At 72.0% G+C, this 22905-nt stretch carries 16 protein-coding genes and 2 pseudogenes; 7 read left to right on the forward strand and 11 right to left on the reverse strand.

What is annotated here, in order from left to right; translation table 11 throughout:
- Positions 1–39 precede the first annotated feature (39 nt).
- The 7 genes and pseudogenes from OHT01_RS09475 to OHT01_RS09505 all read right to left on the reverse strand — a co-directional run bounded on the left by OHT01_RS09475 (position 40) and on the right by OHT01_RS09505 (position 6086).
- Positions 40–1374 (reverse strand): nucleobase:cation symporter-2 family protein, encoded by a 1335-nt coding sequence (locus tag OHT01_RS09475; protein ID WP_328552684.1) that lies wholly within the window; start codon positions 1372–1374, stop codon positions 40–42.
- Positions 1375–1764: 390 nt separating this feature from the next.
- Entirely contained in the window at positions 1765–3141 is a 1377-nt protein-coding gene (locus tag OHT01_RS09480; RefSeq protein ID WP_328552685.1) for an 8-oxoguanine deaminase, read from the reverse strand.
- Positions 3142–3322: 181 nt separating this feature from the next.
- Entirely contained in the window at positions 3323–4255 is a 933-nt protein-coding gene (gene pucL, locus OHT01_RS09485) for a factor-independent urate hydroxylase (RefSeq protein ID WP_328552686.1), read from the reverse strand.
- 5 nt (positions 4256–4260) lie between these two features.
- Entirely contained in the window at positions 4261–4662 is a 402-nt protein-coding gene (gene uraH / locus OHT01_RS09490) for a hydroxyisourate hydrolase (RefSeq protein WP_328552687.1), read from the reverse strand.
- A 101-nt stretch (positions 4663–4763) separates the two neighbouring features.
- Positions 4764–5270: pseudogene (uraD, locus tag OHT01_RS09495) on the reverse strand (2-oxo-4-hydroxy-4-carboxy-5-ureidoimidazoline decarboxylase); the annotation flags it as partial.
- A gap of 190 nt (positions 5271–5460) precedes the next feature.
- Positions 5461–5829, reverse strand: coding sequence for a helix-turn-helix domain-containing protein (locus tag OHT01_RS09500; protein ID WP_328552688.1), 369 nt, complete (start codon positions 5827–5829; stop codon positions 5461–5463).
- A complete protein-coding gene (locus tag OHT01_RS09505; protein WP_328552689.1) occupies positions 5826–6086 on the reverse strand; it encodes a thiamine-binding protein in 261 nt (86 codons plus the stop codon). The genes OHT01_RS09500 and OHT01_RS09505 overlap by 4 nt, the downstream gene beginning before the upstream one ends.
- A 216-nt stretch (positions 6087–6302) precedes the next feature.
- On the opposite strand from OHT01_RS09505, the gene OHT01_RS09510 reads away from it, so the two are divergent.
- The 3 genes from OHT01_RS09510 (at position 6303) to OHT01_RS09520 (ending at position 9015) form a co-directional block, all read left to right on the forward strand.
- The gene (locus tag OHT01_RS09510; protein ID WP_328552690.1) at positions 6303–7142 is read left to right on the forward strand and encodes a TIM barrel protein; all 840 of its coding nucleotides are present in this window, start codon (positions 6303–6305) and stop codon (positions 7140–7142) included.
- Positions 7143–7187: 45 nt separating this feature from the next.
- Positions 7188–8081, forward strand: coding sequence for a 2-hydroxy-3-oxopropionate reductase (locus tag OHT01_RS09515; RefSeq protein WP_328552691.1), 894 nt, complete (start codon positions 7188–7190; stop codon positions 8079–8081).
- Positions 8082–8766: 685 nt separating this feature from the next.
- Positions 8767–9015: a hypothetical protein gene (locus OHT01_RS09520; RefSeq protein ID WP_328552692.1), complete on the forward strand. Its 249-nt coding sequence runs from the start codon at positions 8767–8769 to the stop codon at positions 9013–9015.
- 361 nt (positions 9016–9376) lie between these two features.
- Here OHT01_RS09520 and OHT01_RS09525 read toward each other — a convergent pair whose 3' ends face one another.
- A complete protein-coding gene (locus OHT01_RS09525; protein WP_328552693.1) occupies positions 9377–10279 on the reverse strand; it encodes an alpha/beta fold hydrolase in 903 nt (300 codons plus the stop codon).
- A gap of 99 nt (positions 10280–10378) precedes the next feature.
- Positions 10379–12163 (reverse strand): glyoxylate carboligase, encoded by a 1785-nt coding sequence (gcl, locus tag OHT01_RS09530; RefSeq protein ID WP_328552694.1) that lies wholly within the window; start codon positions 12161–12163, stop codon positions 10379–10381.
- Between the two features lie 1326 nt (positions 12164–13489).
- Here gcl and OHT01_RS09540 point away from each other — a divergent pair.
- Positions 13490–13870: pseudogene (locus OHT01_RS09540) on the forward strand (hypothetical protein); the annotation flags it as partial.
- Between the two features lie 72 nt (positions 13871–13942).
- On the opposite strand, the gene OHT01_RS09545 reads toward OHT01_RS09540, so the two are convergent.
- Both OHT01_RS09545 and OHT01_RS09550 read right to left on the reverse strand, forming a co-directional pair.
- The gene (locus tag OHT01_RS09545) at positions 13943–15550 is read right to left on the reverse strand and encodes an AMP-binding protein (RefSeq protein WP_328552695.1); all 1608 of its coding nucleotides are present in this window, start codon (positions 15548–15550) and stop codon (positions 13943–13945) included.
- On the reverse strand, positions 15547–17226 hold the full coding sequence (locus OHT01_RS09550; protein ID WP_328552696.1) for an AMP-binding protein: 1680 nt from the start codon (positions 17224–17226) through the stop codon (positions 15547–15549). Before OHT01_RS09550 ends, OHT01_RS09545 begins: the two co-directional genes overlap by 4 nt.
- A 129-nt stretch (positions 17227–17355) precedes the next feature.
- Between OHT01_RS09550 and OHT01_RS09555 the strand changes: the two genes are divergently transcribed.
- The 3 genes from OHT01_RS09555 (at position 17356) to OHT01_RS09565 (ending at position 22784) form a co-directional block, all read left to right on the forward strand.
- The gene (locus OHT01_RS09555; RefSeq protein WP_328558069.1) at positions 17356–18177 is read left to right on the forward strand and encodes a helix-turn-helix transcriptional regulator; all 822 of its coding nucleotides are present in this window, start codon (positions 17356–17358) and stop codon (positions 18175–18177) included.
- 151 nt (positions 18178–18328) lie between these two features.
- On the forward strand, positions 18329–21139 hold the full coding sequence (locus OHT01_RS09560) for a helix-turn-helix transcriptional regulator (RefSeq protein ID WP_328552697.1): 2811 nt from the start codon (positions 18329–18331) through the stop codon (positions 21137–21139).
- Between the two features lie 853 nt (positions 21140–21992).
- Positions 21993–22784 (forward strand): S1 family peptidase, encoded by a 792-nt coding sequence (locus tag OHT01_RS09565; RefSeq protein WP_328552698.1) that lies wholly within the window; start codon positions 21993–21995, stop codon positions 22782–22784.
- Positions 22785–22905: the final 121 nt, after the last annotated feature.

Raw genomic sequence — 22905 nt, forward strand, 5'->3', positions numbered from 1 at the left:
CACGGTTCTCGTGCCGCGCCCGCCGTGCGTCCGGTCCGGTCAGTGGGCCGGCACCGCCTTGAGGTCCTCGCCCGCCTCCATGGGGTGCGTCACCTCACCGGCGTTCTCGCGTCCTCTGCCGAGGTGGTTGAAGACGAGGTTGAGGGCGACGGCCGCGACGCAGCCCGTCGAGATGCCGGAGTCGAGGACGATCCGTACGTTCTGGGGGAACGCGTGGTAGAACTCGGGCGCGGTGATCGGGATGATGCCGACGGCGAGCGAGACGGCCACGATCAGCATGTTGTTGTCCTTCTCCAGACCCGCCCTGACCAGCGTCTGGATACCGCTGGCCGCGACCGAGCCGAAGAGGACGACACCCGCCCCGCCGAGCACCGGACGCGGTACGACGGCGATCAGTGACGCGGCCATCGGGCACAGCCCCATCAGCACCAGGAAGCCGCCGCCGGTGGCGACGACGTACCGGCTGCGGATCCTCGTCATCGCGACGAGGCCGATGTTCTGGGCGAAGGCGCTGCACATGAAGCCGTTGAAGAGCGGGCTCAGCGCCGAGCCGAGGGTGTCGGCGCGCAGTCCGGCCGCGATGGTCCGCTCGTCCGCGGGGCGCTCCACGATCTCGCCCAACGCCAGCATGTCCGCGGTCGATTCGGTCATCGAGACGACCATCACCACACAGAGCGAGAGGATCGCCGCGAGCTGGAACTGCGGGGCGCCGAAGTGGAACGGCGTCGGGAAGCCGACCACGTCCGCGTCGGCCACCGGCCCGAAGTCCGTGACGCCGAAGGGGATCGCCACGAGCGTGCCGATGACCAGGCCGAGCAGGACAGCGATCTGCTTGACGAAGCCGCGGGTGAATCGGCGCAGCAGCAGGACGACGACGAGGGTCGCCGCGGCGAGCCCCAGGGAGGTCCGTGAACCGTAGTCGTCCGCGGCGGGGTCCGGGCCCTGCGCCCAGCCGAAGGCGACCGGCAGCAGCGAGATGCCGATGAGCGTGATCACGCTGCCGGTGACGACGGGCGGGAAGAAGCGGACGGCCTTGCTGAAGTAGGGGGCCGCGACGAATCCGAGGACACCGGCGACGACGACCGCGCCGAAGATGACCGGCAGGGCGTCGCTCTTGTCCCGCACGGAGGCGGCGACCGCCGTCATCGGGGCGACCCCGGCGAAGGTGACGCCGTTGACGAACGGCAGCCGGGCCCCGATCTTCCAGAATCCGAGGGTCTGCAGGAAGGTGGCGAGACCCGCGGTGAACAGGCAGGCGCCGGTGAGGAAGGTGAGTTCGCCGGCGGAGAGGCCGACCGCGGCGCCGACGATCAGGGGCGGCGCGACGACTCCCGCGTACATGGCCGCCACGTGCTGCAGGCCGCTGGCCGCCATCCTCAGGGCGGGCAGTCTCTCGTCAACCGGGTGTGTCGAAGCGCCAGTTGCTGCACTTGTTCCAGTTGTCGTGGTTGCTCCAGTTGTTGCGGTTGTTCCAGTCGCTCTCGTTGATCCGGTTGGTCGTGCATCGGTGCTGGGCTCGGGCTGAGCGGCCACGGCGGCTCCTCCGGTCGGGTACACGTCGCCGTCGACGTGGGTGTCAGGGAGGTGATGCGCGGTCGTGCGGGACCGGGACGACGACCGTCGCGCGGACCTGGCGTCCACGCGACGGGGACCGTTCCGGGGCGCGCACGTCCATGCGCGCCCCGGATGCGGCCGCCGTGGACCCCGCTCGGGTCCACGGCCACCGGCCGAGGGCCGTCCCCCTCGGCCGGAGGTCTTCGGTTGTCAGGCCCGCGCGGCGATCCGCGCCAGGCGCTGGGCCTCGTCGCGCGTGGAGCGGGCGATGGCGTCCTCGTCGACGTTGAGGAGCCGGCTGTTCTCGACGACCGGCTTTCCGTCGACGAGCGAGAGGGTGACCGGCGCGGCCGCGCCGAAGACGAGCGCCGTCACCGGGTCGGCGATCGAGGCGTGCGCCAGGGTGTCCAGCTTCCACAGCACGAGGTCGGCGAGCTTGCCCGCCTCCAGGGAGCCGATCTGGCTCGCGCGGCCCAGGACCTGGGCCCCGCCGTAGGTGCCCAGGCGCAGCGCCTGACGGGCGTTCAGGGCGGTCTCGCGGTGGGCGCCCAGCCGGTTGATGAGCAGGGCGTTGCGCAGTTCGGTGTGGAGTTCGCCGGATTCGTTCGACGCGGTGCCGTCGACACCGAGGCCGACCGGGACGCCGGCCGCCAGCATGTCGGGCACCCGCGCGATCCCGGCGGCGAGCCGGGCGTTGGACGACGGGCAGTGCGCGACACCCGTCCTCGTGCGGGCGAAGGCGGCGATGTCGGAGTCGTTCATGTGGACGCAGTGCGCCATCCACACGTCCTCGCCGAGCCAGCCGGTGGACTCGAAGTAGTCGGTCGGGCCCATACCGAACAGTTCCTTGCAGAACTGCTCCTCCTCCACGGTCTCCGAGCCGTGCGTGTGCAGCCGTACTCCCTTGCGGCGGGCCAACTCGGCCCCCTGCTTCATGAGTTCGGTGGACACGGAGAACGGGGAGCAGGGTGCGACGGCGATCTGGACCATGCTGTCGAAGGAGGCGTCGTGGTGCTCGTCGACGGTCGCCTCGGTGGCGGCCAGCGCCCCTTCGAGGGTCTCGACGGCGAAGTCCGGGGGCAGTCCGCCGTCCTTCTCGCTGCGGTCCATGGAGCCGCGGGCGAGGGTGAAGCGGACGCCGGTCTCGCGGGCGGCCCGGATGATGGCGCCGGACAGGTCGCCGGAGCCCTTCGGGAAGACGTAGTGGTGGTCCATGGCGGTGGTGACGCCGCCGCGGGCCAGCATGGCGAGGGAGCCCTGGGCGGCCGCGTAGGCCATCGGCTCGTCGATGCGCGCCCAGGTCGGGTAGAGCGCGACGAGCCAGTCGAAGAGGTTGTGGTCCGTGGCGAGGCCGCGGGTGATCCACTGGTAGAAGTGGTGGTGGGTGTTCACCAGGCCGGGCGTGGCCAGGTGTCCGGTGCCGTCGACGCGGCGGACCACGTTCTCCAGGTTCTCGGGGGCCTTCCCGGCGCCCACCGACTCGATCCTGTTGTCGGCGACGACGATGTGGCCCGAGGCGTACTCGGTGTCTGCCGTGTCCACGGTCGCGATGGCGCAGTTCTCGATGACGATGCGCTGGACTGCCACGGTGGTTCCTCGTTCTTCCCATCGGCGGACGGACCCGGGGGCCGAGCGGGGTGACGACCGGGTCCGTGGTGCTGTGTGCGCAGATGCCCCCGCTCTCCCCTGGGACTTGACGCCGGCGCCCGCGTCGGGGGTACAGCGGCAGTACCGCGGGGGCGGTCCGGAGGGACCGCCGGGTGCGGTCCTACAGGTTGGTGAGGTCCACCGGGATGCGCGGCTCGCAGCCGTCGCGCAGGACGGTGGCCTCGATGAGCCCGTACGGACGGTCGGCCGCGAAGTACACGGCTCCGTCGGCGGTGTCGTTCTCCAGGCCGAACGGCGTCAGGTCCACCAGGAAGTGGTGCTTGTTCGGGAGGGAGAAGCGGACTTCGTCGATCTCACCGCGCTGGTCGATGATCCGCGAGCCCATCTGGTACAGGGTCTGCTGGAGCGACAGGGAGTAGGTCTCCGCGAAGGCCTGGAGCATGTGCTTCCTGACCTGGTCGTAGGACTTCTCCCAGTCGGGCATCTTCTGCTCGTCGCCGGTCCAGTTGAAGCGCCAGCGGCTGGAGACCTGGGTGGCCAGGATGCGGTCGTGGGTCTCCTGGAGCGTCGTGTACTTGTCCTTGACGTAGCCCCAGAACTCGGAGTTCGTCGAGTTCATCACGACGAGGTCCTTCAGGCCCGAGACGACCTCCCAGGACTCGCCGTCGTAGGTGATCTGGGTGACGCGCGTTTCCTGGCCCTTGCGCACGAAGGAGTGCTTGGCCTCGTCCGGACCGGTGACTCCGGAGCCGGCGTCCGAGGTCTCGATCCGCTCCCAGGCGTACTCCTCGATGCGGATGCGCGCCTGCTTGATCGGCTCCTGGCCGGTCACGAAATGCCGGGCCAGATGGATGCCGAACTGCTCGGCGGACTCGATGCCGTACTCCTTGGCGAAGGCGTACACCGTGTTCTTGGTGGTGTCCGTCGGCAGGACGTTCGCGTTGGAGCCCGAGAGGTGGACCTCCCGCATGTCGCCGCTCAGCGCGACGGACACGTTCAGGTCCTTGATGTGGTGGGTGCCGCCGTCGCGGGTGATCTTGACGACGCGGTTCTCGGCCTTGCCGTACTGGTTCTGTCCCAGAATCGTGGGCATCTCTGCTAGCTCCCTCGGTAAACGGAGTAGCCGAACGGGTTGAGCAGCAGCGGTACGTGGTAGTGCTCGCCCGGCCTGGCGGCGAAGGTGATCGTCACCTCGGGGAAGAACGTCTCGCTGTCCCGGTTCGCGGGGGCGTCCTGCTGCGCATCGGCTTGCTGTGTCGCTGAATCCGACTCGAAGTACGCCTCGACCGCGAAGTCGAGCCGTACGTGGGTCGTGCCTTCCGGAAGCGCCGGAAGGTCCTTGCACCGGCCGTCCGCGTCGGTCGCGGAGCCGCCGAGCGCCTGCCAGTTCGCCTCGCGCCCGGCCCGGGCGGCGAGCTGGACGGCGACGCCCTCGGCGGGACGGCCGACGCTGGTGTCCAGGATGTGCGTGGACACGGAGGCGGTGGTGTCGGTGCTCATGCCTCTTCTTCCTGTACGGGACTGGCGGGCTCTTCGTGCACAGGACCGCCGGAGTTCTCCTGTACGAGGCCGCCGGGCTCTGCCTGTACGAGACCGCCGGGGTCCTCCCGCACGAGACCGGCGAGCCGGATGCGGTTGATCCTCCCCAGTTCGACGCGGACGATCCCGCGCTCCCGCTCGGCCGGGTTGCCGATCCGCTCCTTGACCGCGTCGCGCATCTGCTCGCCGGTCCGGCCGGTGGCGCAGATGAGGAAGACGTGACCGAACTTCTCCTGGTAGGCCAGGTTCAGTTCGAGCATCTCCTCCTTGAGCTCCGCGGAGGCGCCGGCCATGCCGCGCTGCTCGCGGGACGAGGTCGGGTCTCCCGGTTTCGGCCGCCCGATGGGCGGATGCCCGGCCATCGCCTCCGCCAGGTCCGCCGCGGTGAGCCCGGCGGTGGCGGCGTCGCTCGCGGCGTACAGGTCGTCGGCGGTGGCGTAGGGGCGGGCGGCGAGCAGCCGCTCGGCCCACGCCGGGGAGGCGCACACCTCGCGGAGGACGGCGAAGGCCGCGTGTTCCTGGAGGTTGTTGAAGCGGGCGAGGCCGCCAGAGGTCGTACTCGACGTCACGGGAAGCCTCCGTGGCCTTGAGCTGGACGGGCTGCGGACAGCTAACGCCCTCGGAAACACGACGTCAACACTTTGTTGAAAACTTCGGGTTACAAAAGACCCCGCCGCCAAAAAACGCCGCCCGGTCGTTCCGGACGGCGATGGGTGACGGCGGACGGACCCTCGCCGTCGTCAGGCGCGTTCTCGCCGGTCAGGCGTCCTTCTCGCGATTCAGATAGTTGTAGACGGTGAACCGGCTCACGCCGAGCGCGCTCGCCACGGTCTCCACGCCGTGCCGCACGGAGAAGGCTCCGCGCGCTTCCAGTATGCGCACGATCTCCTGCTTGGCCTTGCGGTCCAGCTCCGCGAGCGGCTTGCCCCTCTTGCGCTCCAGGGCGGCGAGGATGTGGTCGAGCGAGTCGGCGAGCTGGGGCAGGCGCACGGCGACCACGTCCGCACCCCCCCAGGACAGCACCACGTCGTCGACGCCGGCCAGCTCGGGCGGCAGCATCTCGCCCCCCATGGCGTCGACCAGCGGCTTGACGGCCGTGACGAAGGGGTCGTCCCCGATTCCGGTCACTTATCGCCCTCCCCGGCCGCGCCCACAACGTTCACCTGGAGCGAGACCCGGGTGGCGCCCGCCTCCAGGACCTTGCGCAGCAGCGCGTCGACCGCGGTGAGCACGGCGTCCGCGCCGCCTTCCGCGGTGTTGCCGAACGGGCCGACGTCCACCGCGTCCAGCTCGGCCGCCTCGATGACCTCACGGGCGACCACGGCATGCCGGGGGGCCTCGTCGAGATCGAAGGGCTCGGTCGTGAACTCCACTCTCAATCGCACGCGCTCAACCTACTGCGCGCCGCGGACATCCCGGCAGCCCCCTGTGGCCCGAGGGGGTCACGGGTGCGGCTTTCCGCCCGGGCCCCCTTGACAAGCCTCGACCGACGGCGGCAATCTTCCATTAAGCAGAAATGAACTTCCGCAATACGGAATATCTCTGAATCGCCGGCCCGGCCGACAGCACGGCCGCCAGTACGGAAGGGAGCGCCGACCTCCATGGGATTCGCGGACCAGCGCTTCAACGTCAACCTGTCGATCCTCTTCACGGAACTCCCGCTCCTGGAACGCCCCGCGGCCGCCGCCGCGGCGGGCTTCACCGCGGTCGAGCTGTGGTGGCCCTGGGTCGACTCCCCCACCCCCGCGCGCTCCGAACTCGACGCCCTGAAGCGGGCGATCGAGGACGCGGGCGTCCGGCTGACGGGGCTGAACTTCTACGCCGGACAACTGCCCGGCCCCGACCGGGGCGCCCTGTCGGTCCCCGGGGAGGAGTCAAAGAGGTTCCGCGCCAACATCGATGTGGCCGCCGAGTTCGCCGGGTCACTGGGCTGCACGGCACTCAACGCCCTGTACGGCAACCGCGTCGAGGGCGTCGACCCGGCCGAACAGGACGCGCTCGCCCTGGAGAACCTGGTCCTCGCGGCGCGGGCCGCCGACCGGATCGGCGCGATCCTCCTCGTCGAGACCCTCAACGAGCGGGAGTCGCCGCACTATCCGCTGGTGAGCGCCCCGGCCGGCGTCGCGGTCGTCGACAAGGTCAACGAGGCGACCGGCCTCGGCAACGCCAAGTTCCTCATGGACCTCTACCACCTGTCCATGAACGGCGAGGACCTGCCGCGGGTGATCGCCGCCTACGCCGACCGGACCGGCCATGTGCAGATCGCCGACAACCCCGGCCGCGGCGCCCCGGGCACCGGCACCCTCCCGCTGGAGGAACTCCTCGACCAGCTCGCCAAGGCCGGCTACGAGGGCTGGGTCGGCCTGGAGTACAAGCCGGGCGACCGGCCGAGCGCCGAGGCCTTCGACTGGCTGCCCGCCGACGCCCGAGCCGCCCGCTGAGCGGCACCCCGACGACGTAAGCAGAGATCACAGAGAGGCACCCTCTTGAGCAACAACCTCCCCAAGGTGGCATGGATCGGTCTCGGCATCATGGGCTCGCCCATGGCGGAGAACCTGATCAAGGCCGGGTACGCCGTCACCGGCTTCACGCTGGAGCGGGACAAGCTGGAGCGCCTGGCCGCAGCGGGCGGCACCGCCGCCGGCTCGATAGCCGAGGCCGTGCGGGACGCCGACGTGGTGATCACGATGGTCCCCGCCTCCCCGCAGGTCGAGGCCATCGCGTACGGCCCCGACGGCATCCTGGAGAACGTGCGGTCCGGCGCGCTGCTGGTCGACATGTCCTCGATCACCCCGCAGACCTCGGTCGACCTCGCGCGGGCCGCCGCCGCGAAGGGCGTCCGCGTCCTGGACGCCCCCGTGTCCGGCGGCGAGGCCGGTGCGATCGAGGCCGTGCTGTCGATCATGGTCGGTGGCGAGCAGGCCGACTTCGACGAGGCGGAGCCCCTCTTCGAGGCGCTCGGCAGGACCATCGTGCTCTGCGGTCCGCACGGCTCGGGCCAGACCGTGAAGGCCGCCAACCAGCTCATCGTCGCCGTGAACATCCAGGCGTGCGCCGAGGCCGTGGTCTTCCTGGAGAAGTCCGGCGTCGACCTGAAGGCCGCACTCGACGTCCTCGGCGGCGGGCTCGCGGGCTCCACGGTGCTGGCGCGCAAGAAGGACAACTTCCTGAACCGCGACTTCAAGCCGGGCTTCCGGATCGACCTGCACCACAAGGACATGGGCATCGTCACGGACGCCGCCCGCAACGTGGGCGCCGCGCTGCCCGTCGGCGCCGTGGTCGCCCAGCTCGTCGCGAGTCTGCGTGCGCAGGGCGACGGCGGCCTCGACCACTCCGCACTGCTGCGCGCGGTCGAGCGCCTCTCCGGCGCGCGGATCTGAACCGGACGAAGAGCCGGCCCGGTTCCGTCCGGGCCCCTCGAACCTCCGGGCCGCGGTGGCGCCGACAACTGTCCTGTCGCGCCCAGGCGCCACCGCCGCCCGGACCTCATTCAACAAACTGTTGACGGAGAGATCGTCCCGGACCTATGCTCCACGAAGCGGAAGTCGAATTCCAAAACACTCCGCCGCCCTCTCGTACGGAAGGTCCACGATGTCGAAGCACGCGCTCACGGCCGTGTCCGGCGCCCCGGTCGCCGGTCCCGAGTACGGCAGGCGTGTGGAGGACGCGGTCCGCGTTCGGCGCGAGGACTGAGCTCCCGGACCGCGTCCTGGACGGCCCGGATGAGGGGTGACCGTTCAAGGACACGGTGCGGGCGGGGTGAGGACCGCGGCGGCCTGCGAGCCAGTGCGGTGGTGAAGGATCCGGTTCCCCTTCTCGACCAGAGGGAAGGGTGACTCCGGTCCGTCGCAGCCGCCGCGGTCCCTGCCACACACCGGCTTCGGCCAACCTCCCAGACCCCGTCCGGCGGCGCGAACGTACTGTCGCGCCCAGCCTCGCGCCGTCGGACGGCCACAACGTCACAGCACCACCGTGCGGCGGACAGGCCTCCGGAGACGGACGGCCCCGGCTCCGGGTGCGGATTCCGGCCGCGCGCAGCAGCCTTGGAGCATGGAGGCTGACGGCATGGTTTTCCCCAGGATCGTGGTGCACACACCAGGGCTGGACGGGTCGCGGCGCGTCACCGAGGGGGACCGGATACTCGGCATCGCGTACCACCTCGACGACGTGGTCGAGATCCTGCGCCAGGCGGACGTCGACCTGGACGCGATCGAGGTCGAGGAGAGCGACATCATCGAGTGGCAGGGCGGCGGCCCGGACGACTGGCCCGGCCTCTCCGAGCACTCGGAGCACTCGGAGCACTCGGACGGATGAAGCCCTGGGCGGGGAACCGCCGCCGACCGCCGGACACCGGACCGGGACCGCGAGCCGCGAGCGCCGCGAGCCGATAACGGGCGACAAACGGACTCCGTCCGTACACAAGCGGGCGTAGAACGCCTACGGAACCCTCAAATCAACCTCTGAACACTGCCCCAGGGTCTTCACCTGGCGCCGGATCAGGCACATTCTCGGCACACGGGGCCCGCCGGCACGGGGGCGGCGGGTCCCGAACGGGGGTACGGGGGTACGGGGGAAGCACCACAAGTGGGAGCGCGGCGGTCGGGCCTTGGCCTCAGACCGTCGCGCTCCCGCGTGGTGGGCCGCGCGCCGCGCCGGGCTCGCGCGGGCGGCGGCCTCACCGACGACGGGGCCGGCTGGGGAGGCGGCGTCCGCCGACCGCCCGCGGATCCTCCAGGAACGGCAGGACGTGCCGCAGGAAGAGACCCGGCCGTTCGTTGTACGGCTCGTGGGCCGTGGGCAGCAGAACGCTCAACGTCCCTGCGGGGAGCATGCGTTGGGCGCGCCGCCGGTCGAGGAGGGCGGGCACGACCGGGTCGCGGCTCCCCCACAGGAGCAGGATCGGCAGGTCCGGGGCGGCCGGGTCCGCGAGGCCGAAGCCTGGGTCGGCGAGACCGCGCCAGACGGCACAGTGCACCGCCAGTCTCCGTTCGTCATGGGGCAGTTGACGCACTCGGGCGTACGTCTCCCGCGCGCTCGGCGTGCCCAGTCGGCCCAGATAGGCGCGGGCCAGCGGGACGACCAGCCGGCGGGCCCGCGCGGGGCGGCCCATCACCTCTCGGCAGAACCAGCGGGTGAGCGCGGTGTGCCGGGTGAAGCCCGCCGGGTCGACCAGGACGAGCGCGCTGACCGACGCGGCACGCGGGCCCTCGGCCAGGCGGCAGGCGACGTAGCCGCCGACGCTGTTGCCGAGCACGGCGACCCCCCGGACACCCTGTTCCTCGGCGAGCGCGTCGAGCACCAGCTCCGCGACCTCCACCAGCCCCTCGGGAGTGACCCGCCCCGGCTCCGGTGCGGTGGAGTCGCCGTAACCGGGCCAGTCCACGACGAAGGTGCGGTACCGGTCGGCGAGGGCGGGCAGCACCGCGGCGAAGTCACGGCCGTCCCCGGGGTTGGCGTGCAGCAGCAGGAGCGCGGGGGCGCCGGGCGGGACGGAGGCCCCCTCCGGCCGTGCGCCGGGAAACGGGGGAAAGCAGCGTACGGCGATGTCGCCGAGGGGGGTGGGGACGGTCATCCGCATGGGGCGAGCATGCCGGACGGGCCCGCCCCTGGGAACAACGCCCTTGGGCGGCCCGTCACTTGGGACGGGCCGCCCTTGCGCGCGCGACGAGCGTCCGCGTCAGACCTTCAGCGCCCTGATCGCGGTGGGGGCGTGGCCGGGCTCGGTCGCGATCTCCTCGAACTCCACGACGTTCCCGATGTCGTTCGTCCGGCTCATGGCGATGTTGGTGACACGCTCCAGGATCGCCTCGACGACGACCGGGACCTGGAACTCGGCGGCGAGCTTCTTGGCCCGCTCGAAGGCGGCGCCGAGTTCGCCCGGGTCGGTGACGCGGATCGCCTTGCAGCCGAGGCCCTCGACGACCTTGACGTGGTCGACGCCGTAGACGCCGAGCTCGGGCGAGTTGATGTTCTCGAACTCCAGGTTGACCTGGAAGTCCAGGTCCAGGCCGAGCTGCGCCTGCCGGATCAGGCCCAAGTAGGCGTTGTTCACCAGGACATGGACGTACGGGATCCGGTGCTGGGCGCCGACGGCCAGTTCCTCCATCATGAACTGGAAGTCGTAGTCGCCGGAGAGGGCGACGACCTGAGCGCCCGGGTCGGCCTTGGCGACACCGAGAGCGGCCGGGATCGTCCAGCCGAGCGGGCCCGCCTGGCCGCAGTTGATCCAGTGGCGCGGCCGGTAGACGTGCAGCATCTGGGCGCCGGCGATCTGCGACAGCCCGATGGTGGTGACGTACCGGGTCTCCGGGCCGAAGGCCTTGTTCATCTCCTCGTAGACGCGCTGCGGCTTGATCGGGATGTCGTCGAAGTGCGTCCGACGCTGGAGGGTGGCCCGCTTCTCCTGCGCCGAGGCGGCCCACGCGGAACGGTCGGGCAGCCGGCCGGCCGCCTTCAACTCCCTTGCCACCTCGACGAAGAGCTCCAGGGCGGCCCTGGCGTCGGAGGCGATCCCGAAGTCCGGGGCGAAGATCCTGCCGAGCTGGGTGGGCTCGATGTCGACGTGCACGAACTTCCGTCCGGCCGTGTAGACATCCAGGTTGCCGGTGTGGCGGTTGGCCCAGCGATTGCCGATGCCGAGGACGAAGTCGGACTCCAGGAAGGTCGCGTTGCCGTAGCGGTGCGAGGTCTGCAGGCCCACCATGCCCGCGTTGAGCTCGTGGTCGTCGGGCAGGACGCCCCAGCCCATGAGCGTCGGAACGACCGGGGTTCCGGTCAACTCGGCGAACTCGACGAGGAGTTCGGCGGCGTCGGCGTTGATGACACCGCCGCCGGCCACGATCAGCGGGCGCTCGGACGCGTTCAGCAGTCCGATCGCCTTCTCGATCTGGGCGCGGGTCGCGGCGGGCTTGTACGCCCGGAGCGGCTCGTACGTGTCGGGGTCGAACTCGATCTCGGTGAGCTGGACGTCGATGGGCAGGTCGATGAGGACCGGCCCGGGGCGCCCGGAGCGCATGAGGTGGAAGGCCTGCTGGAAGACGCCGGGGACCTGCGCGGCCTCCAGCACGGTGACGGCCATCTTGGTCACGGGCCTCGCGATCGAGGCGATGTCGACGGCCTGGAAGTCCTCCTTGTGGATCACCGCGGTGGGTGCCTGGCCGGTGATGCACAGGATCGGGATCGAGTCGCCGGTCGCGGAGTAGAGGCCGGTGATCATGTCGGTGCCGGCGGGACCCGAGGTGCCGATGCAGACGCCGATGTTGCCGGGGTGCGTACGGGTGTAGCCCTCGGCCATGTGCGAGGCGCCCTCGACATGCCGGGCGAGGGTGTGGCTGATCCCGCCGGACGCCTTGAGCGCCGCGTAGAAGGGGTTGATCGCCGCACCCGGGACACCGAACGCGTCGGTCACGCCCTCGCGCCTGAGGATCTCGACTGCCGCGCGGGCAGCGGTCATACGAGCCATGGAGTACTCCTGCTTCGGCTGTCGGATTCGCACTCCCCTCGCGCCCCGCGGAGAGTCACTGATTCCGTATCGTGGAAACTAACTTCTGCTATCTGGAAGCAATGTAGGCGCACGGGCAGGGAGCGTCAAGGGTGGGCGGAGCGCGCGACCGGGTCGCGACGCGTCACGGCGTTTCGCCGCCGGACGGCGTCCGGCAGGAGGACGATGGACGCGCTGACCCGACGTGAGCTTCTGGAGCGGTCCATGGCCGAGAGCGTGCCGGTGCGGTGTCCGGCCTGCCGTCGCGAGCACCTTTACGCGGCCCCGTCCTACCCCTGCGTCTGCGGGGCGCCCGTGACGGCCCCGCTCGACCGCCTCGCGGAGCCGACCCCTGTCGCCCACCGCGCGTGGGACGACGAGTGGACCGCGGTCCGCTGCGACGCCTGTGGCCGCGAGAGTCAGTGGCCGCACCCCGAACTGGGCTGCGCCTGCGGGACCACCCTGCGAATTCCGCTCCGCGGATCACGAGAAGCGCGAGCCGACGGCGGGCCGCCGGCCGCGGACACGACGCCGGGCACGGCCGACATCACGCCACGGGACGGCGCCGACGCGTCGGCGCCGGGCGACGCGGGCGGCCGGCGGGACGCCGGAGCCGACACCCCTCGCGGCGGCGGTGAACCCGCCCGTCAGGACCGTCCCCCGGCCGGAGCCGAGGGCGGCCGTCGGCCTTCCGGCCAGGGCGCGGCCCCGGACGACGTCAGGGACCACGAAGGGGAACAGAGCAGCGGGGCCGGTGTCGACACCTCCCGTGCCACCGTCCGGCCCCGGCTCCCGCACCGGGACGCCCAGGTCGGGACACCCCGCAGAACCCGCCGGGGCGGGGCCCCGGACCGGAAGGCCGGGCCCCACACCCCCGAGGACGCCCGCCAGGAACGGGACCCAGGACCCGAAACCCGCACCCCCGGGGCCGCACACCAAGCCAAGTCCCCCAACCCGGAACCCGAGCCCCCCACACCCCGGAACACCGACCGGGGCAGGACCTCGAAACCCGCACCCGACACACCCCGAGACGACCTCCAGGACGAGAACCCGAAGGCCGAGCCCCACACACCCCGGGACAGCCTCCAGGACGAGGACCCCAAGGCGGAGCCCGGCGCACCCCGGAACACCGACCAGGGCAGGACCCCGAAGGCCGGGCCCCGGGCGCCCCGGGACGGCCGCCGGGGCGGGGACCCGGATGGTGGGGACGGTTCCTCTCGGGGCGGCGCGTGGGCCCCGCGCAAAGACCGGGGTTCCCGGGGCGGCGGGACCCGGGGCGGCGGCGGACGCGGCGACGGGGACGAGGGCCGGCCGGCGTTCCAGCCGGTCACCATCCGCACCGCACGCGACGCCGTGACCACCGCCGCGCTGTATCTGGGCTGGCTCGGCTATCGCGACATCCGGCGCGCGGACCAGCGGCCCCCGTCCGGGATCGGGCTCGCCGCGCGCGGCATCCTGGCCCAGGTGGACCCCACCGTGCGGCCGGCCTCGCTGCGCGATGTGGAGTGTCTTTGGCTGACCGCCATGACGGAGTCGGCGGACTGCGTGTTCTTCTCCCTCGCGGGGTACGCCGAAGACGCCCGTGCCCGCGCCGACACCCTCGGCGTCCCCCTCTTCGTCCTGGACCTCACGGGCACCCCCCAACCGGTGAACAGCCCGGCCGACGAACTCATCGCCGTCACGGGCTGAACACCGGACGAGGAACCGGGCGCGGGCGGAACACGGGCACGGACCGGGCACGGACAAGGGCGCTCCGGGCGCCTACTCCCCGTACGTCTCCCGCAGTTCGATCTTCCGCACCTTCCCCGACACGGTCATCGGGAAGGTCTCCAGGACGCGCAGCAGACTGGGGATCTTGTAGTGCGCCAGCCGGCCCTCACAGAAGGCGCGCAGCTCGTCCAGGGTGAGCGGGTCGGCCGGATCGCGCGGGATGACACAGGCGAGCACCTCCTCGCCGTAGCGTTCGTGCGGGATGCCGACCACCTGGACGTCGGCGATCTTCGGATGGGCGTACAGGAACTCCTCGATCTCGCGCGGGTAGATGTTCTCGCCACCGCGGATGATCATGTCCTTGATGCGGCCGACGATCTCGACGTATCCGTCCTCGCGCATCACGGCCAGGTCGCCCGTGTGCATCCAGCGGCCCGCGTCGACGGCCTCGGCGGTCTTCTCCGGCTCGTTCCAGTAGCCGAGCATCACGCTGTAGCCGCGGGTGCACAACTCCCCCGCGGTGCCGCGGGGTTGTGTCACCCCGTCCACCGGTTCCACGACCTTCACCTCCAGGTGCGGAAGCACCCGGCCGACCGTGCCGGTGCGGTGCTCCAGGTCGTCGTCCCGGCGGGTCTGGAGCGAGACGGGCGAGGTCTCCGTCATGCCGTAGCAGATGGAGACCTCCTCCATGTGCATCTCGGCGACCACCCGTTTCATCACCTCGACCGGGCAGGGCGAGCCCGCCATGATGCCGGTGCGCAGGCTGGACAGGTCGTACGTCGCGAAGTCGGGCAGGTTCAGCTCCGCGATGAACATGGTGGGGACGCCGTAGAGCGACGTGCACCGCTCCTGCTGTACGGCCCGCAGCGTGGCCGCCGGGTCGAACGACGGCGCGGGGATGACCATGCACGCGCCGTGCGAGGTGGCGGCCAGGTTCCCCATCACCATGCCGAAGCAGTGGTAGAAGGGCACGGGGATGCAGACCCGGTCCTGCTCGGAGTAGGCGATCGACTCACCCACGAAGTAGCCGTTGTTGAGGATGTTGTGGTGGGAGAGCGTGGCCCCCTTGGGGAAGCCCGTGGTCCCCGAGGTGTACTGGATGTTGATGGGGTCGTCGCAGGACAGCTCGCTCCCCCGGACGTGAAGTTCCTCGTACAGGTCGGGGGTTCCGCGCCTCACCAGCGCGTCCCAGCTCGGGTCGCCGATGTACACGGTCTCCCTCAACCGCGGGCACCTGCCCCGCACTTCCTCGACCATCGCCCGGTAGTCACTGCTCTTGTGGCTGAGGGAGGCGAACAGCAGGGAGATCCCGGCCTGGTCGAGGACGTACTCGACCTCATGGGTGCGGTAGGCGGGGTTGATGTTCACCATGATCGCGCCGATGCGGGCGGTGGCGTACTGGACGAGCACCCACTCGGGGCAGTTGACCGCCCAGATGCCCACCCGGTCGCCCTTGGCGACTCCGGACGCGAGCAGCGCGTACGCCAACTCGTCGACGTCGGCGCCGAACCGGGCGTACGTCCAGCGCCGCCCGGACGGCACGTCGACGAGCGCCTCGCGGTCCGGCCAGGCCTGGACCGCCCGGTCGAGGTTGGCCCCGATGGTGTCGCCGAGCAGCGTGGTGCCGCTCGTCCCGTGCGCGTACGACAGTTCACTCACCGGAAGTCCTCCTCGCGGTACTCGGCGTCCGAGCCGGCGGCCGTGGCCTCGCGCAGCTCGATCCGGCGGATCTTGCCGGAGACGGTCTTGGGCAGCTCGCCGAACTCCAGGCGGCGGATGCGCTTGTACGGCGCGAGGACCGAGCGCGCGTGCTCGAAGAGCAGTTTGGCGGTGTCGGGGCCCGGCTCGTAACCGGCGGCCAGGACGATGTACGCCTTCGGGACGGCCAGGCGCAGTTCGTCGGGGGCCGGGACCACGGCGGCCTCGGCGACCGCCTCGTGCTCCAGGAGCGCGCTCTCCAGCTCGAAGGGCGAGATCTTGTAGTCGGAGGCCTTGAACACGTCGTCGGCCCGGCCGACGTAGGTGATGTAGCCGTCGGCGTCGCGCGAGCCGATGTCCCCGGTGCGGTAGTAGCCGCCGGCCATCGCCTCCGCCGTACGGTCGGGGTCGCCGTGGTAGCCGGTCATCAGGCCCACGGGGTGCTCGGACAGATCGAGGGAGATCTCGCCCTCCGAGGCGCCGGGCGCGCCGGAGACCGGGTCGAGCAGTTCGACGCGGAAGCCGGGGCTGGGCCGGCCCATGGAGCCGGTCTTGAGGGGCTGACCGGGGCTGTTGGAGACCTGGACGGCGGTCTCGGTCTGCCCGAAGCCGTCCCGGACGGTGACGCCCCAGGCGCGCCGCACCTGCTCGATGACCTCGGGGTTCAGCGGCTCGCCCGCGGCGACGACCTCGCGCGGCGGGGTCCGCAGCAGGCTCAGATCGGCCTGGATGAGCATGCGCCACACGGTGGGCGGGGCGCAGAAGGTGGTGACGCCGGCCCGGTCCATCTCGGCCATCAGACGGGCCGCGTCGAAGCGCGTGTAGTTGTACAGGAAGACGGTCGCCTCCGCGTTCCACGGCGCGAAGAGGTTCGACCAGGCGTGCTTGGCCCAGCCGGGTGAGGAGATGTTCAGATGGACGTCCCCCGGCCGGAGCCCGATCCAGTACATGGTGGCCAGGTGCCCGATCGGGTACGAGACGTGGGTGTGCTCCACGAGCTTGGGCTGAGCGGTGGTGCCCGAGGTGAAGTAGAGCATCAGGGGGTCGTCCGCGTGCGTGGGGCCGTCGGGCTCGAAGACGGGATCGGCGGCTGCCGTCTCCTCGTACGACTGCCAGCCGGGGCGGCTGCCGCCGACCGCGATACGGGTGTAGTCGCCGGGCACCTCGTCGAACTTCGCGGTGTCCTCGGCCCGGACGACGATGTGCCGCACCCTGCCGCGTTCGACCCGGTCGGCCAGGTCGGCGGGGCCGAGCAGCGGGGTGGCCGGGATGACGACGGCGCGCAGTTTCATCGCGGCCAGCGCCGTCTCCCACAGCTCGACCTGGTTGCCGAGCATGACGAGGACGCGGTCCTCGGCCCGCACGCCCCGGTCCCGCAGCCAGTTGGCCACCCGGTCGGAGCGCTCGGACATCGCGGCGAAGGAGACCTCGACACTCCCGCCGTCCTCCTCCACGATGTGCAGGGCGGTGCGGTCGTTGTCCCGCGCGATGGCGTCGAACCAGTCGAGGGCCCAGTTGAAGTGCTCCGGGCGGGGCCAGCCGAACCCCTCGTAGGCCGTGGTGTAGTCCGCGCGGTGCTCCAGCAGGAAGTCCCGCGCGGCACGGAACGCGTCCGCCCTGCCCGTTGTCGCCGTCATGTGTCCTCCTCGTTGCCGGACCGCCGCCTACCATCGTGTATTCCGTGATGCAGGTCCCACCACCCCCGAACGGGGGGTGCGCCGCAGTGAAGGGGAGAGCAGGTGGCAGACACGGCCGAGTCGGTGGAGATGCGGGGCGCGCTGGCGCGGCTGAGACGTGCCACCGGGCTGCCGGTCGCGTTCGGCGGCCTCATCGACGCCGGCGGCCGGCTGGTGCGCATCAGCGAGCTGAGCGGCACGGCGACGCCCGCGCTCAGCGCGCTCGCGGTCTCCTCGGGCAACGGCCTGGGCGGCAAGGCGGTGGCCCTCGCCCGGCCCTGCGCGGTGAGCGACTACTCGGCCTCCCGGCAGATCAGCCACGAGTACGACATGGCGGTGGCCACGGAGGGGCTGTGTTCCGTCCTCGCGGTTCCCGTCGTCGTACGGCGCCGGGTGCGCGGGGTGCTGTACGGCGCCCTGCGGACGGCCCAGCCCCTCGGTGACCGCACGTTCGGGGCGGCCGTCGCGGCGGCCCGGGACGTGGAGCAGGCGCTGGTCGTCCGGGACGAGGCCCGCGATCTGCTCGGCGCCGTCCGTGCGGCCGGCCAGGCGCCGGGAGAGGCGGGAGGCGCGGCGTGGGAGGAGGTGCGCGAGGCGCACGGCGCTCTGCGGGCACTGGCCCCGCGGATCACCGACCAGGAACTGCGGGCCGAACTCCTGTCCGTGTGCGGCCGGTTGGCCGACGCGGCGACACCGTCGGCGGGTGCGGCGCGCGCGGTCGGACTCGCTCCGCGCGAGGTGGATGTGCTCGCCTGCGTCGCGGCGGGCGCGACCAACGCCGTGGCGGCCGAGCGGCTCGGGCTCCGCCCGGAGACGGTGAAGGGATATCTGCGGTCGGCGATGCGCAGGCTCGGCGCGCACACCCGTCTGGAGGCGGTCGTCGCCGCCCGCCGGGCCGGTGTACTGCCCTAGCGCACCACCCGGCCTGGCGCTCGTCATTCAAGCGTCCGGACCTTGAAATGACTTATGCGCGACCGTTGTTATTTCCCTCACCACCCAGACTGTCCGAAATTCAAAGAGACATTGCCTAATATTGGCCAGGACACGACACACGAGGGGAGTGGTGACCGTGCGAGGGGACTTCAAGGAACCTGCGAGACCGCGCCCCGACCTGGTCATCGGCCGGGAGGAACTCTTCGCGGGGGCCCGTGAGCAGCTCTCGGGCGGCGGCAGTGTGCTCGTGCACGGGCCGGCGGGAATAGGAAAGTCGACCGTCCTGCGGGCGTTGGCCGCCGAATGCGCCGAATCGGCACGGACCGTCTTGCGGTGCTCGGCCACCGAGTCCGAATCCCATCTCCCCTTCCTCGCACTGGCCGACCTCCTCGGTCTGGTCGTCGACGAGATCGCCGACCGGCTGCCCGCCCCGCAGCGCACCGCCCTGGAGTCGGCGCTCACCGGGCGCGGCGAATCCACCCTCCAGCGCGACGGTCTCGCACTGCGCCTCGCGGTGCTGTCGGCGTTCCGCGCCCTGGCCGCCCGGGGGCCGGTGCTGATCGTCGCCGACGATCTGCAGTGGCTGGACCCGGCCAGCGCCGAACTGCTGGGCTTCGCCGCCCGCAGACTCGGCGGCACGCCCGTCCGCATGCTCTGCGCGGTCCGTACGGAGACCGAGCCGCAGACGCAGGACCACGACCGCTTCCTCCGCGCGTCCGTGCCGGAGACCCTGGCCCTGCGGGTCGCCCCGCTGGCCCGCGCCCAGGTGGCCGAACTCCTCCGCCAGCGCGGCTACACCGGCCTGCCCCGCTCCACCGTGCGGGACATCCACCGCACCAGCGGCGGCAACCCGCTCTTCGCCCTGGAGCTGGGCCGCGCCCTCGCCGAGTCCCCGACCCGGCCGTCCCCCGGCGAGCCGCTGCCCGTCCCGACGTCGCTGCGCGCGCTCGTCCTCAGCCGGCTGGACATGCTGTCCGCCGAGGCCCGCCGCACCCTGCTCGTGGTGAGCGCGGGAGCCCGTCCGACGCTGGCCCTGCTGCACGCCGCAGGCCGGGAGAACGCCGAGGCGGAGACCGCCTCGGCCGCCGCCCTCGGGCTCCTCGCCACCGAACGCGAGACACCCGGCATACGGTTCGCGCACCCCCTCGTCTCGGCCGCCCTGTACGCGGAGGCCGACGCCCAGGAGCGGCGGGCCGCGCACGCCGCACTGTCCCGGGCGGCCTCCGACCCCATCGAACGGGCCCGGCACCTCGCCCTGGCCACCACCGGCACGGACCCCGCGGTCGCGGCCCGGCTCGGCGAGGCCGCGGCCGCCGCCCGTGACCGCGGCGCCCCCTCCGTCGCCGTCGGGCTCGGGCTGCTCGCCGCCCGGCACAGCCCGGCCGACACCCGGCCGGGCCCGGACGAACGGCGCCTGCAGGCGGCCGAGGACGCGCTGACGGCCGGGGAGACGGACCTCGCGCGGGACATCGCGCGCCAGGTGCTGTCCCGGGCCACCGCGCCCGCCGAGCGGGTCCGGGCCTGGATGGTCGTCGTCGACGCCGCGGGACAGGCCATGTCCGAGATCGACGCCGTCTTCCCGCAGGCGCTCGCCGACGCGGGTGACGACCCGGGGCTGCTCGCCCTCGTCCGCTACCAACTCGCCTGGCGGGCCCTACTCATGGATGGCGAGATGACCAAGTCCCGTGAGGAGGCCGCCCACGCGGCGCGGCTCGCGGCACGCGCCGGGGACCGGCGGACCGAACTCCTGGCCCTCGGTTTCCAGGCGCAGATGGAGACGCTGATGGGGCACCCGGACGCGCCCTCGACGATCCAGCGGGCGATGCGCGAACCGCAGGACCCCCGGGTCGCCTGCGACCACAACGGCGCCGGGGCCGCCCGCTTCCGCTGGCTCGTCATGGGCGACCGGCTCGCCGAGGCCCGTACGGCGATCACCGCGCTGCTGCGCGAGGCGCAGCGGCGCGGCATGGTCGAGAGCGAGTTGCACTTCCTGCGCGGCCTGGCCGAGACGGAACTGCGTTCCGGCCACTGCGGCCGCGCCCTCGACCTGGCCCGGGAGAGCCTTCGGCTGGCCCGCGACACCGGCATCGGCGAGGCGGCCACCGCCATGTTCACCTCGCTCGCCGAGGCGGCGGGCGGCGATCTGGACCGGGCGCTCGCCCTCGCCCACGAGGCCGTGGACCGCGCCGAGGAGGACGGCGACCTCGTCTACCTCTCGCGCGCCCTGGGCGCCCTCGGGCACGCCCAGCTCGTCGCCGGGGACGCGGCGGACGCGGTCCACTCGCTGCGCCGGGTGAGGGAGTTGGAGGAGGGACTCGGTGTCGTCGACCCCGCCCGCGGCCGCTGGCACGGGGACCTCGCCGAGGCCCTGGTCAGGATCGGCGAGACCGCGGAGGCACAGGACGTCATCGACGTGACCCGCCGGCGCGCGCTGCGGCTGGAGCGCGAGAGCGTGCTCGCCGTACTCGACCGCGCCGAGGCCCTGGTCCGCGCCGCGCGCGGTGAACAGGGGCCTGCGGAACGCCAGTTGGCATCGGCCCAGGACCGCCTCGCCAAACTGGGCTACGGCCTGGAGGAGGCCCGCGCCGCGTACGCCCTCGCCGGTCTGCGTACCCTCCGGCCGGGGCCCACCTCCTACGACGAGGCGGCGCGGTTGTTCCGCCGGTGCCGTGCGCTGCCCTGGCTCCGCCAGGTCGAGACGGCGTCCGCGCCCCCTCCGGTCGCGCCGCCCCTCGCCTCCGCCGCCCTCGACACCCTCGCGGCGACCGAGCGCCAGGTGGCCGCCCTCGTCATGGAGGGCGCCACCAACCGTGAGATCGCGGCGCGCCTGTTCATCAGCGTCAAGACCGTGGAGGCCACGCTCACCCGGGTGTACCGGAAGCTGGGGATACGGTCGCGGGTCGACATCGTACGGCTGGCGGCGGAACGCAGACCCGGCTGAGACCTCCGGCCGCCGACCGGGTCTCCCCCGCCTCCGGTTGGGGCCTTCCGTCGGCGTGCGAGGCCTTCCGCTGCTCTCCGGGGCGGTCCGCTGCCGTCCGGGGCTGTCCGCTGCCGTCCAAGGCGGTCCGCTGCCCCGAGGGGGTCCGGGTCCGCCGCCCACCGTCCTCTGCCCTCTGCCCTCTGCCCATCCGGGGCCTTCCGGGGCCGACGGCGAGAGCGTGGGGCCCGGGACGGTGACGCGGACACCGGCACGGGCACGGGCACCGGCACGGATCGCTGGGTGGCGGCCGGACCGGTGAGATGCCGGCCGACGCCGTGGCGCGCCCCTCCCGAGGGGCGGCCCGGCCGGTGAGGGGTACGAGCCGAACGTGACGCGGCCCGCGGCCACAAGCGGCCGGAACGGTGAACGTGCGAGGCAATACGGTGACGCGACCGGTGGCGGGAAGGGACCGGGCCGGCGGGCCACGGCCCGGCTCCGTGGACCGGCCGCCCGCGGGAAGCGGCCGGAACGGTGAGAGTGCGGGCCGGAACGGTGACGCTCGGGCGTGGAACGGTAGAGCTCCGGACCAGGACGGTAGAGCTGCTGGGTGATCCGTCGGGTGCACGGGCGTCAGCGGGCGGGCTCCCGGGCCGGGACCAACCGGACGGCGCCCGCGTCAAACACGGCTCGCCCCGAGCAAGGGTTTTCCCTCCCCGCCTCCACTAGGGGGTTCCCTCATTGGGAGGGAGCGGTCCCACGCCCTACCGTGTGGGCGTGCCGCTCGCTCGGGCACACGGCGCCCCATCCAGAGGCGCTGTGACTCACCCCCCACACCCGTGCGTCCCCCCACCGGCAACTTTCAAGGAGACCCATGTTCGGGCTCGACCGCGCCAAAAAGACCGCCGCCGTCTGTGCGGCGGCCGCCGCAGCCGCCACGACCACGCTGCTCGGCGCCCCCTCCGCCGCAGCCGCGCCCCAGCCGATCGTCGGCGGCACGACGACCACGACCACCGCGTACCCGTTCATGATGCAGATCACCGACGCCTCGCAGAACCAGTTCTGCGGCGGCACCCTGGTTGCCGCCAACAAGGTCGTGACGGCCGCCCACTGCATGGCCGGAGAGTCCACCAGCAGCGTCCGTGTGGTCGGCGGCAGAACCTACCTCAACGGTACGAACGGCACCGTCAGCAAGGTCAGCAAGATCTGGATCAACCCCGGCTACACGGACGCCACCAACGGCGACGACGTGGCCGTGCTCACCCTCGCCACGTCGATGTCGTACACCCCGGCGAAGTACGTCTCCTCCTCGGACACCGGCCTCTACGCGACCGGAGCCACCGCCCGCATCGTCGGCTGGGGCACCACCTCGGAGAACGGCAGCTCCTCCAACCAACTGCGCACCGCGACCGTCCCGATCGTGTCCGACTCCAGCTGCTCCAGCTCGTACGGCTCCGACTTCGTGGCCTCCGACATGGTGTGCGCCGGCTACGCCTCCGGCGGGGTGGACACCTGCCAGGGCGACAGCGGCGGCCCGCTGCTCATCGGCGGCGTGCTGGCCGGCATCACCTCCTGGGGCGAGGGCTGCGCGGAGGCCGGCTACCCGGGCGTCTACACCCGCCTCGCCACGTTCTCCAGCCTCGTGACCACACAGGTCAACTCGTAGCGAACAATGAACTCCTGAGCACCCCTCAGGTAGAAGCCGAGGGGCGTTGCGAGCCTCCACGAGCGGCCCGCAACGCCCCTCATCCACCTCGGCCTCCCCACCTCGGCGCCCCGCTCGCCCT

Origin of the sequence: Streptomyces sp. NBC_00358, from assembly GCF_036099295.1 — a bacterium.
Classification (GTDB): domain Bacteria; phylum Actinomycetota; class Actinomycetes; order Streptomycetales; family Streptomycetaceae; genus Streptomyces.